Source organism: Streptomyces sp. Tu6071, from assembly GCF_000213055.1.
Lineage (GTDB): Bacteria > Actinomycetota > Actinomycetes > Streptomycetales > Streptomycetaceae > Streptomyces > Streptomyces evansiae.
On sequence record NZ_CM001165.1, the window covers coordinates 5,904,455 to 5,918,533 of the forward strand.

Annotated in this window: 12 protein-coding genes and 1 pseudogene; 1 reads left to right on the top strand and 12 read right to left on the bottom strand. The window is 70.4% G+C overall.

All coding sequences use genetic code 11. The features are described 5' to 3' along the window. Nucleotides 1–8: 8 nt before the first annotated feature. Both STTU_RS24980 and STTU_RS24985 read right to left on the bottom strand, forming a co-directional pair. Entirely contained in the window at nucleotides 9–1,220 is a 1,212-nt protein-coding gene (locus STTU_RS24980; RefSeq protein WP_199785043.1) for an MFS transporter, read from the bottom strand. Next, nucleotides 1,208–1,846 (bottom strand): hypothetical protein, encoded by a 639-nt coding sequence (locus STTU_RS24985; RefSeq protein WP_043256291.1) that lies wholly within the window; start codon nucleotides 1,844–1,846, stop codon nucleotides 1,208–1,210. The genes STTU_RS24980 and STTU_RS24985 overlap by 13 nt, the downstream gene beginning before the upstream one ends. Before the next feature lie 1,746 nt (nucleotides 1,847–3,592). Between STTU_RS24985 and STTU_RS34750 the strand changes: the two genes are divergently transcribed. Next, on the top strand, nucleotides 3,593–4,072 hold the full coding sequence (locus STTU_RS34750) for a hypothetical protein (RefSeq protein ID WP_158678809.1): 480 nt from the start codon (nucleotides 3,593–3,595) through the stop codon (nucleotides 4,070–4,072). Between the two features lie 64 nt (nucleotides 4,073–4,136). Here STTU_RS34750 and STTU_RS36255 read toward each other — a convergent pair. From STTU_RS36255 to STTU_RS25035, 10 genes and pseudogenes are all read right to left on the bottom strand, one after another. Then, nucleotides 4,137–4,588, bottom strand: a pseudogene (locus tag STTU_RS36255) (hypothetical protein). A gap of 55 nt (nucleotides 4,589–4,643) precedes the next feature. Continuing rightward, nucleotides 4,644–6,443, bottom strand: a complete 1,800-nt coding sequence (locus STTU_RS24995; protein WP_043256293.1) for a hypothetical protein — start codon at nucleotides 6,441–6,443, stop codon at nucleotides 4,644–4,646. Continuing rightward, nucleotides 6,440–7,540 carry an AAA family ATPase gene (locus STTU_RS25000; protein WP_199785044.1) on the bottom strand — a complete coding sequence of 367 codons (1,101 nt, stop codon included), beginning with the start codon at nucleotides 7,538–7,540 and terminating at the stop codon, nucleotides 6,440–6,442. The genes STTU_RS24995 and STTU_RS25000 overlap by 4 nt, the downstream gene beginning before the upstream one ends. A 243-nt stretch (nucleotides 7,541–7,783) precedes the next feature. Continuing rightward, on the bottom strand, nucleotides 7,784–8,005 hold the full coding sequence (locus STTU_RS25005; RefSeq protein WP_007827993.1) for a hypothetical protein: 222 nt from the start codon (nucleotides 8,003–8,005) through the stop codon (nucleotides 7,784–7,786). Between the two features lie 32 nt (nucleotides 8,006–8,037). Next, entirely contained in the window at nucleotides 8,038–8,505 is a 468-nt protein-coding gene (locus STTU_RS25010; RefSeq protein ID WP_007827995.1) for a hypothetical protein, read from the bottom strand. 56 nt (nucleotides 8,506–8,561) lie between these two features. Beyond that, nucleotides 8,562–9,245: a hypothetical protein gene (locus STTU_RS25015; protein ID WP_007827997.1), complete on the bottom strand. Its 684-nt coding sequence runs from the start codon at nucleotides 9,243–9,245 to the stop codon at nucleotides 8,562–8,564. 40 nt (nucleotides 9,246–9,285) lie between these two features. Continuing rightward, on the bottom strand, nucleotides 9,286–10,842 hold the full coding sequence (locus STTU_RS25020) for a hypothetical protein (protein WP_007827998.1): 1,557 nt from the start codon (nucleotides 10,840–10,842) through the stop codon (nucleotides 9,286–9,288). Nucleotides 10,843–10,854: 12 nt separating this feature from the next. Beyond that, on the bottom strand, nucleotides 10,855–11,223 hold the full coding sequence (locus STTU_RS25025; protein WP_007827999.1) for a DUF6238 family protein: 369 nt from the start codon (nucleotides 11,221–11,223) through the stop codon (nucleotides 10,855–10,857). A 12-nt stretch (nucleotides 11,224–11,235) separates the two neighbouring features. After that, nucleotides 11,236–12,693 (bottom strand): SCO6880 family protein, encoded by a 1,458-nt coding sequence (locus tag STTU_RS25030; RefSeq protein ID WP_007828000.1) that lies wholly within the window; start codon nucleotides 12,691–12,693, stop codon nucleotides 11,236–11,238. A 75-nt stretch (nucleotides 12,694–12,768) separates the two neighbouring features. Continuing rightward, a complete protein-coding gene (locus tag STTU_RS25035) occupies nucleotides 12,769–14,070 on the bottom strand; it encodes an SCO6881 family protein (RefSeq protein ID WP_420713563.1) in 1,302 nt (433 codons plus the stop codon). Nucleotides 14,071–14,079 lie beyond the last annotated feature (9 nt).

Genomic DNA, 14,079 nt, shown 5'->3' on the forward strand with positions numbered 1-14,079 from the left:
TGGGTATTTCAGAGCGCGGTGGTAGGGGCGTCGCTCGTGCGTAGCCGCCACAGCGCGCCCCCGAGCACGAGGCCCTGGACGAGAGAGCAGACGGCCACCACGGTCCCCAGGTGAGAGGACGGGACCGCTCCGACGACGAGGCCGGCCACGGGGAGGGGCACGAGGACGCAGATGATCGACGCGGAGAGGGTCGACGCGAAACCCGAGGCCGGGATGAGCCGAGCGCGAAGGGTCCGGAGCACCACGGTCAGGCCGCCCTCGGCGGCCATCATCACCGCCACCGCCCCCGCGTAGGACGCGAAGTCCGGGGCCACGGCGACGGCGAAGCAGCCGGTGGTGCAGAGCCCGGCCGAGGCAGCTCCCACAGGCCATATCCCCCAGCGGGTGATGAGCCGCTGAGCAGCCCAGACGACGCCGAGCGAGCCGAGTGCCGCCAGCGTCCACACGAGACCGAGGTGCGCGGCCGACCCGTCGAAGCGCTCGACGACCACGATCGGCGCGCCGGCCTGCACGAGCCCGGTCGCGGCATTCGAGGCCGCCAGGCCGCCGACGAGCCACAGCAAAGCGGGTATCGAGCACAAGGTCCGCCAGCCGTTTCGCAGCCCGCCTCCAGCGCGATGAGGCGCGGTCAATGCTTCCGTCTGCTTCGGCGTGAGGCAGCTCGTCGCGAGTGCAAGAGCGGTGACGCTCAGGAGGAGAGGCACCGGTCCCGCGAGGAGGAGCAGCCCACCGAGAGCCGGCCCCGCCAGACCTGCCCCCATGTCGATCCCGGTGAGACCCGCCTGCACCCGGTGCGGGACGGACGCGTGGCGCGCCGCCTCCGCGCCGAGCGCTTCCGAGGCCACGTACCCGATCTCCGCGAGCAATCCGCTGAGCGCGCCGAGGACGAGCACCGTCGCCGTACGGCCTCGGTCTTCGTGCACACCGAGGAGGACGGCCGCAGCGCCGCACAAGCAACCGGCCCGCACCAAATTCCCCCAGCGAAGAATCCGCGCGGGGCCGTACCGGTCCGCGAGGCCGCCCGCAATTCCGAAGGCCCCGATCCGGGGCGTCCACTCCACGGCGAAGACGAGCCCGGTGAGCGCGGGCGAGCCCGTCGTGAGCAGGACCAGCAGCGGGATCGCGTACGTGATGAGCGCACTCGCCAGGGCGTCCGACCCCCGCACCGCGTACAGCCTCGGACGGGAAAGGGAGGTGAGAGCGACGGTCACCGCACACATCCGCCTCGTCCAGCCGCAGGAGGCGGGATCGGGGGAAGAGCGGGTTCGCCTGCACCACGTCCGCTGTTCTGCACCTGCGAAGCACGGACTGCCACGTCCCGGGCCGGGTCGAGGGAGGCGGTTTCGGCAGGCACGCTCTTGAGGTCCTCCGCGATGGACCAGAGGAGATCGGCCGCACCCTCAAGGCGATCCGGCAACTCGTACGCCTCGGGGGCAAGATCCTTCACCTGCTCGGCCGCCGCCTGCACCGCCTCCTGCACGCGCACCAGCGCACCGTGTTCGGGGTCGAGGAGCTGGCGGAGGTGATCGCCGAGGGCGACGGCGCCTTCGGCGCCCCGTACGGCATCCGACAGATCCCGGATGCGGTCCCCGAGCGGGTGGAGACGCTCGCCGAGGCCGGGAGAGAAGCGGACCTCGTAGCGGGCCGTAGTAAGCATGTCCACGGCGTGGGCGGTGGTCGAGTCCCGGAGGGACGGCTCCATCTGTGCCGCCAGCCGGTGCCGAAGGCCGTGCCAGTCCGAGTGGCGCTTGAACCCCGCGCGCTCCAGCAGTTGATGGGCCAGGGTGTCGCCGCCGAGGGCGACGACAGCTCCGGTCGGCTGCTGAGTGATCGTGATCGACAACATGAACTCCCGCCGCGCGGCACTGTGAAGGCCCTGTGCCTGAGACCGCGTTGGGGGAGAGGATCCGGAGAAAGCGCGGTTTGGCCATGCCGAAGAAACCTGGTAGAAGCCCCGAGGACTCGCATTAGGGAAAATGCTTCCCTTCTCCTCGAAAGCGGCAACTCTTTCCAGTCAACTTTGCCGTCACTTGGCGTACGTATCCGTCCCCACCCTCGTGAAGCACCTTGCTCCATCTGGGCCTCCCTTGATCGCGAAGTGAAGGTGTTGCTGACCTGAAATTTGCTATGCAAGCCCTTCCATCTATCGGGACGTGTCGTCGAGGTGATGGCATAGGAGGCGTCAGCAGGCAACGACAGAAGGGCATTCGTGACTAATAGCCGAAGAACGAATTCCGAAGGCGTGTGGCGGCTATTCCTGCTTTTCGTGGCAGGGCTTCTGGTGGTCGCTACTGCCACCGACGCCAGCGCCGGTTCTCAGTCGGCTTCCGTGCGAGGGCACGGAAACAGGCAAAGCGTACGGCCGTCGCAGGAGAATACTCCGGGCTCCAATGAGGTGGCGTCTAAGCCAGGGCCGAAAAGTCTCCGGGCCCGCGAAAACTGCAGCTCACCCGATCCCGCTGGACGTGGGACGTGCTGGAGTATATCTAGCGAGGGTAGCTCCGGCATGCTCGCTCGTCATCCGTCGAATGCGGCGGCAATCGCATATCCTGAATGGTGTGCAGACGCCATAGGGGGAGTTCGGGGTGTGCGGACGAAGGTCTGCGAAAGCACCCCTAACGCGCGGTTTCAGACCTATAAGACCGTAGACGGCGTACGGACAGTGACAGGCGAGGCGAACATCGTCGTCATCAGCTATTCGTACGGTGACACCGGCCTGTCCACGATCGGCCACGCTCTGACTCTCTCTGCAACATCTAGTTGGGGCGACACAACCGGCGCGACATACACGGCCGTGGCGGAGAGCGTTGACAGCAAGTGCCCCTTGGACGCTCCTAGCAGCTTCACCGGAGCCGTCTCCCCTCTCAACACATGGGGCGAAGGGGAGGCATTCTTCGCTAGCACCGCCACTACGTCGGGAGATGTTGAGTATTGCCCCACCAGCTGGGGCGTAACGTTCACGGCGCCCGGTTATGCGGAGAGCACAACGGGGCATTTCAGCTTCGATGAATTCCGGTGTGACAACGCAACTGAGGGGCGAACGGCCGCTGGCTGCGTCGTCCCGTGGTACGCGTCCACGCTCTACTATCCGAGTGCCACTTACCCCGAGCTGGCCTCCCATGTGGCTCGTGCTCAAGCGTCGGGTCTCCCTGGAGCGACTTTCGACGCCCCCCTGACTCGCCTCTATAATGGGACATCGTCGGAGCTAAATCGGCAGATGGCATGCGGGGATGCCCCGAGTGTTACCGGTAAGTCCTGCGACGAGTACCCGATCGCCCTCTCGGAGCAAGGTCTGGCCTTTGGTGGGACGCGTCGAACATTCTCCGGCTGCTCCATGGCCGGCGTGCCGTCCGGAACCGGCCCTTCCGGCGTGAGTGCGTGCATGATCAAGGCGCAAGAGAATAATGCGCAGGGCGGCCTCAATACGCAGTTCTTCCGCCGCGAAAGAGTGCTGCTCCACGATCCGTTCCGCGTGGATCCATCGTGACAAGTTAGTTCCGCGCGATTCGCCATCACGTGGCCGGGGAAAATGGGGAACCATCTTCCCCGGCCACGTGATTCATCCGCCGACGTGTGCAAAGTTAAGGATCACATGACACGCCTATTGATCACCGATGGAATCTTTGGAGTTCTCGACGACGGCGAGATCCCCATTCAGTCGATAGCCTGGGGGAATGGGCTTGCCTCCGCCATGCAGAGCGGGGCAATCATTACAACAGGACTGCATTATGGGCACGTTAACGTAGAATGTGAATCACTCGCGGCAAAGCCTGCCTTGGGCTGTGACGGAGCGTGGGAGGAAATCGTAGAAATCAGCATCACCGCTCCAAAAGCTCGGCTTTTTGTCGAATCTATGGAAAATGGGCCGCACTCGGATCTTCCGATGCTGAGTAACGAAAAAGATCGCTCCTATCGCCTTCGCGTGTCAGCAAAAGGAAGATCCGCGCCGGATGTCGAAGTTCGAGCAGAAGAGTTCTACAAGCTGCAGTGCTGGCCACAGCCTCCGTCTGCCCAGTGCGTTCTCCTGAGTAGTGACGCCATCGACCGATCTATTCGGGAGGACCCTCTCTGAGTGAAAGGAATCCGCGGTCGGCGGCCATCGATGCTCTTTATGGTTGGTGGTTCGAGGTCCGAATTCAAATTGCGTACGTTGCTGCTTCCAGCAGCTCCGGAAGGTCGGAGGGGTCGGTCTTGCGCTGGTCGAGCCACCAGCCCGCGTAGTCCACGCTTCGTGCGGCTTCCTCGACGGTCTCCCACTCGGCCTCCGTCGTGTCTCCCTCCATCACGAGGGCGGTGTACGCGTCGGAGAGGAGCTGGTGGCGGCAACGGGTAGCCCACGGGACCATTCGTTCCGTGCCATGGAGAACGGCATCTGGTGAAGTTTCGCCCACTCCTCGATGGCCTTCTCTTCGGCCGCGCGTTCCTTTGAACGTTCGGCGGCGCGCGCGGTTTTCCAGCAGGTGGTGCAGGGTTGTGCCCCGAGCCACTCGGCGAAGCCGGCCCGGCGATCGGCGGGGCGGGTAGTGAGGTCTCGTGCTTCCGTGTGGCCGCAGGCGTGCTCGATTGTCCATTCCGTGGGGATTGCCACGTGGTTGTTCCTGCTTTCTGTCCTTTGGGCCTAATCAGCGTGGCTGTATGGCGGCTCAGCGTGTCTTGCGGATGGCGTCTGTGGCGGCCTTGGCGATGGCGGCGGGCGCGCTGGAGGGCTTGGGCAGGTGGAGGAGGGTGGTCCCCGGGAGGTGTTGGGACTCCGAGGTGAGGGTGAGTTGGAGTACGGCGCAGCCGGCGGTCGTGAGCTGCTTGACGCGGGTGACGGCCTGGGTGGTTTCGTCGATGCCGTACCGGGCGTCGGTGACGATCACGAGGAGGCGGCCCGCGCCCGGGCGGCTGAGTTCGAGGCCGTGGTCGAGTGCGTCGAGCGCGTCGGCGAGGTTGTGGGCGCCGCCGTTGGCATTGAACGTGGTCACGCGCTCGGGCGCGCGGTTGCTGGGCCGGGTCAGTGCGGTCAGGTGCATGTCGTAGGCGATGGTGGCGGTAAGGGAGTCGGGGTCGGTCAGGGCCGCTGCGCGGGCCACGATCCAGGCGGCGGACGCGACGGGCGCGCAGGCAGCACTCATCGAACCGGAGACATCGACGGCGATGCCCACGCGCAGCGGTGGGGTGGGGGAGTTACGGCGGCGAGTGTGGGTGAAGGGCTCCGCGGTGGGGACCGACCCGGCCGCGCGCTGTGCGTCGCGGGCGAGGGCACGGCCCATGTTGAGGCGGCCGGGAGGGGTGGGGCTGGTGGTCCGTTCCTCGGTGCGCTCGCGGTAGGCGGCGGCGCGCAGGGCGCGGCTCAGGCGCGCGGCGGCACTCTGCTCGGCGGCGGTGGGCTTGCGGGTGCCGGTGACCGGGTTACCGCGGGGCGCCGGTGTGCCGTCGGGGGTGACAGTGGTGCCATGGGGATTGAAAACGCTCTTGGCGGTAGCGGCCTTACGCCGCTGGTTGGCGGCCCGCTGGGCGCGGTCCTGGGCCTGCGCCTTGGACCGCGCGGCGACGGCGACGTCCGCTGCGACCTGTGCCGCGAGGTCGGCGGCGTCGGTCGCGGCCATGCTGTCCATGACGGACTCCACGGCACCGGACAGCAGATCGCTGAGGTTCCCCGGCACGGGCAGGGCGGGGGCCGCGCCGTCCAGAGCCTCGCACCATTCCTGAGCGTGGGCGAGCATGGTCGCGGCGTCGTGGTCGGCGCACTGGTGGGCGGCGGTCCAGATGCGGGTGAGCGTGCCCAGCAGGTCTGCGCCCAGGACCTTTTCGCAGAGGTCGGCGACGGCCCGGGTCTCGCCCGCGTCCAGGATGCCGACGTCGCGGCGGCCGAGGATCAGGGCCGCCACGGTGGCGGCGTGCTCGATGCCCTGGAGGGTGGGGTGGGCGATGTCGGGCATGACGAGGGTCCGGGCACTGGTGCGCAGGTACGTGCGGTCGGTGGGCCGCGTGACCAAGTGCGCGCCTTCGACGCGGCTCTCCTCCAGCAGGAGCGCGGCCTCCACGACACGGGGGTTCGCTCCGGCAGGCTTCGTCCAGACGGAGTGGGCCGCGTGTGCGGCCTCGTGGACGAACACCCCCCACGCGCCGGGATACCGCGCCTCATCGCCCACGATCCGTGGATGGATCTCGTGGGGCTGGAGCGGGGCGAACAGCCGGGCGTCGAACTCGACCTCGGCCAGAGAGGGGAAGAACGCGGCGGGTGCGCCGCTGCGGGTGCCGGGCCGGCAGGTGACGAGGAGGTCCTGGCGGCCGGCGAGGTCGACGAGGCGGTCGCCGAGTTCTGCTCCCACGCGCAGCCACGCGGCCGGGGAGGAGCGGGGCCGTGCGGGCGGGGCGCCGTCGTCGTCCCAGCGGGCGAGGTCGGCCTCGTCGTCCGGCGTGGTGGCGGAGGGCTGGACGTGGTGGTGGGCGCTCATCGCGCGTGTCCCCGGTGCGCGGAGCCGGCGCTCGGGGGCTGCCGGGCGGCCGAGGCGGGGAGCTGCTTGCCGAGGGTGAGGGGCGCGACGTTCTTGACCCCGGCGGCCTTGGTGACGGCCTCGGCGACGGCGTCACGATCCTCCAGCGGAGCGATGCCGATCAGATTTGCGAGCGCGGCCTTGGTGCCGAGGACGGCCTCGGTCTTTTGGTAGCTGAGCAGCTCGCGAAGCTGCGGTGCCCAGCCAAGTTCGCCGAGTTCGACCTGGCGGGCGAGGTGCCGGGCGACCCGGACCACCCGGGCATCGATTTTCAGCGCCAGGGCGAGGTCGTAGTCCGTGCCGACCTGGATCTGCACGCTGAAACGACTCGACAGCGCTTCCGTCAGCACTGCCCCGTGGACGCCGGGATTGTGGCCCGCGACCACGTAGAAGCCGCTCTCGGCCTTGATGGTCTCGCCCTTGTGGGCCTTGACCTGGATCTGCCTGCGCCCGTCCATCGCGGGATACAGCGCCGCCAAGACCTTCGGCGAGATCAAGCTGGCGTCGTCGATCAGCAGGGCGCGGCCCTCGGTCATCGCGGTGACCACCGGGCCGTACTGGAACACGTAGGCCCCCGCGTCGTCCTGCGTGTACTCGCCGATCAGGTCGCCGACCGTGGTGTCACCGTCGCCGGCAACGGTGAGCAGGTCCGGGAACGCCGCCTCCACCAACGACGTCTTACCGGTGCCCGGAGGGCCGTAGAGCAGCACCGGCACATCGGCGTCACGCAAGCGGTTCAGCGCCTCGACATCGGGCAGATCGGCCAGCTCCCGGGGGTGGTAGAGCTGGCCCCCCGCGCGACGGATCGGGCCGGTCTGCCTGGGCGTGGTTGCTGCGGGAATGGTCGTGCGGGCCGTCGCCGCCTGGGCGCGGGGAGAGTGGGTGCCCGGTGGGCTGATCACAGCGGCTCGACCCGCTGCGGAAGTCTTCGCGTTCGCGCGGAACGTGGGCTGTCCGGTTCCGGTCCCGTTTCCGTCTTGATCGGCCTCGCCGCGTCGCACCAGGGTGAGGGCGGCGTTGCGGACGGCGCCGTGGGAGTGCCCCAGTTGCCTGGCCATGTCCCCGATGGTGAGCGCATCCGCAGGCCGGTCGGCCATCAACCGGGCAACCTTGGCCCGTAGTTCGCCAGCCCTCGTGCGTGCTGGACTGGTGGGCGGTCCTGGTGTGGTCAAAGCGGGAACCCTTCAGCGGATGGGGACACGAACCGAGTTGGCGATGTGCTGCAAGGCGGGCCGGTCTCGAAGCGGGCCAGGACTGTGCCGACGTCGCCGACCGGCCCGGCCGGGCCGTGGCGTCGGCGCTCACCAGATGACCGAGGGATCGGTCCACATGCACGGGGTGGTCGGCGACGAGCAGTTCGCCGGCCGCCGAGCAGGGCCGGGCGTCCGCTCCGTACCGGGCTTGGTCGCTTCGCAGGCGCAGTCGGGCGTCTCGTCGAAGCCGGACTCGAGCAGGATCCTCCGGGCGGCGGCGTTGTAGCTGGTCGTGGTGATCTCGCCGGTGAGGGCGTGCCGGATCGTCATGAACGACTCTGGCGCTTCGGACAAGGGATCTCCTACCGGTGGTGACGAGGATGAGGTGGGGTGGTGGGCGAAGGCGACGCGGGCGACGAGATGCTGATGTTCGGTTCGCCTACTGCGGGTGTGGGATTGCGCCGTGGGGCGGGAGCGGTCTGCACAGCCGCGACTGCGGCGTGGGGCCCCACGCGAGACGCGAGCGGAGCGGCGTTGCGGGCCTCGGTGCGACTGTGGAAGACGGCCTGGGCAAGGCCGGGGTCGGCTGCGACGATCCGCCCCTTGTTCTGCAGGGCCCGGATGGAGCCCGAGACGACGGTCAGGGCCGAGGCCCGGTCCAGTCGTCCCGGCAGCGTGAAGATGTCCAGTTCTTCGTGGTGAATCCAGCCGCGAGCGGTGAGAGCGTGGTCGCCTCGGTCGGGCCCGTCGGGGGTGCTGGCGGTGGCGGCGAAGATGCCGAGTTCGGGGTGCTCGGCGAAGACGACGTCCGGATCGGGGAGAGAGGCCATGGAAGCGTCTTCTTCCTCTCGGTGATGGCGAGAACGCTGTGCGATGGAGGGGCGCCTTAGCGGGAGCGGTGCGGTGGCGCCGGTGGGGGAGGTGCTGGGGGCCGTCGGCCAGCGGGTGTCTCGCCTGTCGGCGCGGCCGGTCGGGAGGGCGCGGCGTGGGGACGCACGGAGGGCACTGGCGGGCCGGTGCGGCTTGCGAGGTGGGCTCCGACGCGCGCGAGCGCCGCTCCCTGGGCGGACAGGAGGTCGGCGTAGTGCCATCCTTCGCTGTTGCGCAGTTCGATGGCCCGGATCTCGTACAGGTCCCGGTACCTGGACGGCATGGGGTTGAGGTAGGTGACGGCCTCCGCCCACTCGTCCTGCAGCTCGGCGGCCCGTTCGAGAGTGGTGTCGATCCTGCGCAGTACGCTCAGGTCGAGACTGATCGGGCCGTTCAGGTAATCCACCGCCAGCGCGCTCGCCCGGACGCCTGCGAGGACTTCGGGACCGTGGGCGAGGAAGGTCTCGACGTGGGTCCATGCCTCGGCGTCGCGGCGGACTTTGCCGTCGGCGTAGCGATCTTCGTCCAAGGGCCAGCCGTCGCTGTCGCACAGGGAGTCCGAGATGGCGTCCCATGCGTCGGAGGCGCGGATGATGCCCTCGGCTGCGGCAGCCAGCGCGGGGACGTGATGAATCCAGGCGGGCTCCTCGTCGCGCTCAGAGCCGGGGGCGCCGGCCGGGGTGGTGTTTGCGTCGGTCATGTGGTGGACCTCGTGGAGTGTGCGGGCCCTTGCCGGGCGCTCAGCGGGAGCGGGGGGACAGCAAGGGGGCCGCTGGGTCCGCGACCTCGGCGTTTTCGGGTCCCATGCGTGCGTCGGTGTCGAAGAGTCGGCGTTCTTCGGGGTGGAGGATGTGCTGGGTGATGAAGCTGCGGCCGGCGACCTTCCAGAGTCCCCGGCCGCGGGTCAGGGCGGAGACGGCCAGGGCCTCGACGCCGGTGAGACCGAGGAGCGCGGTCGCGGCGGCGAGCTGGTCCTGCTCCTGGCGGTAGATGACGCGCGTGGAGCAGTCGCTGAGAAGTCCTTCGGCCAGGGCGCGTCCGCGCGAGCCCGCCGAACCGGCGGCGAGGAGGTCGCTGAGCCGGTGAATGATCATCCAGTTGGCGATGCCGAGGCCGCGGGAGAGCTTCCACTGCGCCTGCATGCGTTCCAGGAGCCCGGTGTGGCGCATGACGCGCCAGGCTTCGTCGTAGATGACCCAGCGGCGCCCGGCCTCGGGATCGGCGAGGGCGGCCTCCATCCAGGCGCTGGCGCAGGTCATGGCGAGGACGAGGCCGAGGTCGTCGCCGGTGCCGCCGAGGCGGGAGAGGTCGATGGTGAGCATCGGCGCGTTCGGGTCGAAGGCGACGGTGGAGGGGGCGTCGAACATCCCGCTCAGGTCGCCGTGAAGCAGGCGGCGGAGGGCGTGGCCGAGGTCGTCGGCGGCGGTCGCGATGCGTCCGGCGGACCCGGCGAGGACGGCGTCGATGCGGTCCGGGTGGGTGAGGACGCTGGCGACGTCGCCGAGCAGCGGGACGGCGCCGGCGCCCTCGGCCTCGGCGACGGCGAGGTCGAGCGCCGTGTCCAGTGCGGTGTGCTCGGCGGGGCGAAGGTCGCGCCCCAGGATGGTGCGGACGAGTCCGGCGAGCAGCAGAAGGCGCCGCTTGCGGACTTCGCCGCGCCAGTCCTGCGGCGATACCGAGGCGGGCCGGGCCGGGGCGTCCAGCGGGTTGAGGCGTCCGCTCAGTCCCGGGCCGAGCGCGATCGTTTGCCCGCCCAGGGCCGAGGCGACCGGCCCCCACTCTCCCTTGGGGTCGGAGGGCACGTAGATCTTGTAGCCGTGCGCGATGGCGCGCAGCGCGATGCTCTTGGCGAGCGCGGACTTGCCTGTCCCGATGATCCCGGCGATCACGCCGTTGGGGTTGGTGAAGCCCTCGACGCGGCCGGAGGCGTACAGGGCGAAGGGGTCGTAGCAGAAGGCGGCGTCGGCGTGGACGTCGCGCCCGATGTAGAGGCCCTCGGCGCCGAGGCCACCCTCGGCGAGGAAGGGGTAGGCGCCCGAGACGACTGCCGTGGTCAGCCGGTGGGCGGGCAGACGGAGCTTCCCGCCGCGCGCGGAGGCGGGGCCGGGCCTGCCGGAGGCCGGATAGGTGGCCCGCATTTCGGAGTCGAGCCCTGGCGTGGGCTCCTCGCGGTCGCTCTGTCCGGCGGTGGCTGCGCGGCGGCGGGCGGCGGCGAGGCGGGCGCGGTGGACCTTGCGCTCGGGGCGGTCGGGCCGCTGGGTGGGGGAGAAGAAGGGGGAGGCGATGGCGCGGCGCATGAAGTCCTCGTGTCAGGTGCGGAGTTCGGCGGCGGTGGCCCGGCGGCGGATGAGCCGTACGGCGCCGTGGTGGCGTCGGCACAGGTGGGTGGGCGCGGGGCGCGGCCTGGGTACGGCGTGGGCGGCGCGGTGCAGGAGGTCGGTCAACTGCCAGGCGCGAAGCCGTGCTTCGCGTAGTGGTGTGGCGACTTCCCGGATCGGGGTGGCGCGCTCGGCGTGGACATCGAGGAGGCGTAGCAGGGCGCATCCGAGGTCGTGGAGAGCGTCGAGGTCGTCCGGGCCGGCGAGGAAGGGCCCGGTGCAGGTGGCGCGGTGCAGGTCGAGGGCGGTGGCGGCGAGCGGGAGCAGGCCGTCGGGTGGGGGCGGTTCAGGCTGGTGCATCGGGTTGCCCGCTTATGCCGCGAGGGCCAGCGAGAGCGCGGCGCTCGTGAACGCTTCGGCCTGCTGCATGAGGAGGGGGCGAAGGTCGAGCTGGGCTGCGACGGCCGCCGTCTCGATCGTGGCGCAGGCGGCGCGCAAGTCCTTGTCGTTCTCGGCGGACACGGTGATCAGCCCGGTCAGCGCGACATCGGCGTGCCCGGCGATCAACTGTCGTTCCCGGTCGCGGACATCGGCGTACTCGGTGCTGTCCGCCTCGGATTCCACCTGTCCGCGCCGGGCGCGCTCGGCGGCGTCCGCGATGATCGCGGACTTCCGGCGGCGTACGTCGCGCAGCGCGGAATCCAGGCCCTGCGGTGTGTAGATGAGGGAGAGGGAGCGGCGTACCCCGGCGGAGAACTGGACGGGGTGGAGGAAGGCGGCGCTCACGGCCGTGCGGGGCCAGTTCTCCACCCAGTAGGTGGCGTGGACGGCGGAGTCGGTGCTGATCCGGTCCCGGTGCTCGACGAGGACGATGGGCCCGGCGGCGGTCGGCGCGGCGGCGGGCAGGGGGCCCTCGCTCCAGGAGTCGAGGGCGGGAAGGGCTGCCGGGTCGTACGCGGAGCGGGTCACGGCGGCGATCTGCCCGGCGGTGAGCCATCCGGAAGAGGTGAGCCCGGCATCGCGCAGGGCCTGCTCGGCGGTCGAGGTGAGCTGGGCGAGCACGCCGAAGGCGCCGCTCAGGCCGCCGCCTGTCTGCGCGGCGAGGCGTCGGGTCGCCTTGAGGTCGAGGGCGAGCGCGACGTACATCTCGTGCGGTGCCGCCGCCGGGCCCGCCGAGGCGATCAGCTCCTCGTACAAGGCCCCGGCCCCGGGGGCGTGCGGGGCGCCGTGTTCGGCCCAGTAACGGCGCAGGGCGTCGCCGGAGCCGGGCACGGTCCGCTCCAGGACCTGGACGCGCGCCACGTGGCCGGTGCGGGCGAGCGCGGCGAGCGCGCGGCCCCACCCCGCGACGTTGGCCTGCTGGGTGGCCGGGTCCAGGAGGGCGAAGGCGCGCGAGGAGACGCGTAGCACGGCGGTGAGAGTGGCACCGTGGGGGTCGTGCACTGCGGACAGGCGGCCGTCGCCGCTCGTGACGACGCGAAGGCTCGCGGCCCGGCCCGGCAGATGCAGCAGCCCGTCGCGCACCGGGCGGGAGCCGGGGCGGCGCAGCCACAGGAGCTGGTGGCGTATGCGGCGCAGCGCGTACCGGAGCACGACGGGTGTCCAGTCCGGCAGTGGGCGGCCTCGGCGGCGGCCGAGAGTGAGGGCGAGGAGGAAGGCCCACAGGGGCAGTAGCGCAAGCGCGGTGAGGACGCCGCCGAGCAGCACCACGAGCAGGAGCAGGAGCCCGGAGAGGGCGGCGAGCGCGAGCTGCGCGGTGGAGAGGCCGGCGAGCACCCCTCGGCGGGAGCGGTGGGGGAACTTCACGGTCGGGGAGAGGGTTTCAGGCATGGTGGTCCCAGCGGTCGAAGAAGCGAGGGGCACGGGGGCGGGCGGCGCGACGGGCTGCCCGCCCCCTGTCTCGGGTCACGAGCCCTCGGGCGGTGGGGACCCGGGCCCCGGGGCCGGCATGTTCGCCTTGCGAAGGTCCGGCGGGGCCGGGGCCGGGGCCGGGGCCGGGCTCGGCGCGGGAGCGTCGGCGGGCGGCCGGGTGATGAGCGGGGGGATGCCGGGCCTGCGGATGAGCGGGGTGCCGCCGTCGCCCTCGGCGTCCGGGTCCTCGCCGTAGCGGAAGTGGACGGGGGACTGCTCCGCCCCGCCGTCGATGCCTTCCTTGCTCAGCCGGCTCCCGCCGCTCGGGTCGATCCCGGCGGCCGTGCCGGAGGAGTCCGTGCCGGGCACGGAGGACGGTCCCTGCGGCGCGGGGACACCGGTCGATGCCTGGAACGCGAGACGGCCCGCGGTCTTCGCGGCGTTCGCGGCCACGGTCACGCCCGCGACGGCGGTGCGGTGCAGGTCGTCGTGGCCGCCGCTGTCCGTCGCCCAGTGCACGAACTTGTAGCAGGCGTAGGGGCACAGCAGCACGAGGACCATCACGACGAGCCCGGCCAGGGCATCGGAGACCGCGCCGATGCCGTCGCGGGCGTGGGTCTGGCCCAGGGCGGAGACGCCGATGAGGAAGACAACGGTCATCACGAGTTTGGAGAAGACGAGGGCGGCGGTCGCCTCGATCCAGCCGCGTCGCCACCGCTTTGCCGCCTCCCAGCCACCACCGGCTCCGGCGAAGACGGCCAGGGTCACCATCACGAGGACGCCGACCTTGCGCGCGACCATGACGCACCAGTAGAGGAAGGCGCCGATCGAGCAGGCGAGCGCGACGAACGTGGGCGTGACCCACCCGTTGCTGTACATCGTGCCGAGGTCGGGTCCGCCCACGAGTCGGCGTACGGCCTCGGCGATCGAGGTGTGCGCGGTCGCGAAGAGGCTCTCCGAGAGGCTGTCGGTCACGGTGATCGCGACGGATGTGAAGGAGACGGCGCAGAAGGAGAAGAGGACACCCGTGACGGTGCCGGTGACGGCCTGGGCGAGCGCCCGCTCGTCGCGCCGGAAGGCGGCCTGCACGAGCTGGAGGCAGAAGGTGGCGACGATCACCACCAGGCCGATGGGCAGGATCAACTCGTAGTTCTGCCGGAACCAGTGCGCGTCGAGGTCGATCGCGGTGGTGGCGTCGACGGTCCTGGCCGCGAGGTCAGCCGCGGACGCGGCCAGCTCTCCCACGCTCTTCGCGATCCAGGCGCCGACCGCGTTCGTCACCGTCCCGCCAGGATTCTGCGCGAAGTCGATCGCGCCGCACACCTTGTCCATCAAGGGGAGATCACAGACGGCCACGCGAACCTC

Bases quoted from the DNA above. Each gene is read 5' to 3' on its own strand.
- STTU_RS25005 (WP_007827993.1), bottom strand. From the start codon at position 8,005: ATGACGATCCGGCACGCCCTCACCGGCGAGATCACCACGACCAGCTAC.
- STTU_RS25025 (WP_007827999.1), bottom strand. From the start codon at position 11,223: ATGCACCAGCCTGAACCGCCCCCACCCGACGGCCTGCTCCCGCTCGCC.
- STTU_RS25000 (WP_199785044.1), bottom strand. From the start codon at position 7,540: ATGGCCAGGCAACTGGGGCACTCCCACGGCGCCGTCCGCAACGCCGCC.
- STTU_RS25010 (WP_007827995.1), bottom strand. From the start codon at position 8,505: ATGGCCTCTCTCCCCGATCCGGACGTCGTCTTCGCCGAGCACCCCGAA.
- STTU_RS25020 (WP_007827998.1), bottom strand. From the start codon at position 10,842: ATGCGCCGCGCCATCGCCTCCCCCTTCTTCTCCCCCACCCAGCGGCCC.
- STTU_RS25015 (WP_007827997.1), bottom strand. From the start codon at position 9,245: ATGACCGACGCAAACACCACCCCGGCCGGCGCCCCCGGCTCTGAGCGC.
- STTU_RS25030 (WP_007828000.1), bottom strand. From the start codon at position 12,693: ATGCCTGAAACCCTCTCCCCGACCGTGAAGTTCCCCCACCGCTCCCGC.
- STTU_RS24995 (WP_043256293.1), bottom strand. From the start codon at position 6,443: ATGAGCGCCCACCACCACGTCCAGCCCTCCGCCACCACGCCGGACGAC.
- STTU_RS34750 (WP_158678809.1), top strand. From the start codon at position 3,593: ATGACACGCCTATTGATCACCGATGGAATCTTTGGAGTTCTCGACGAC.
- STTU_RS24985 (WP_043256291.1), bottom strand. From the start codon at position 1,846: ATGTTGTCGATCACGATCACTCAGCAGCCGACCGGAGCTGTCGTCGCC.
- STTU_RS24980 (WP_199785043.1), bottom strand. From the start codon at position 1,220: ATGTGTGCGGTGACCGTCGCTCTCACCTCCCTTTCCCGTCCGAGGCTG.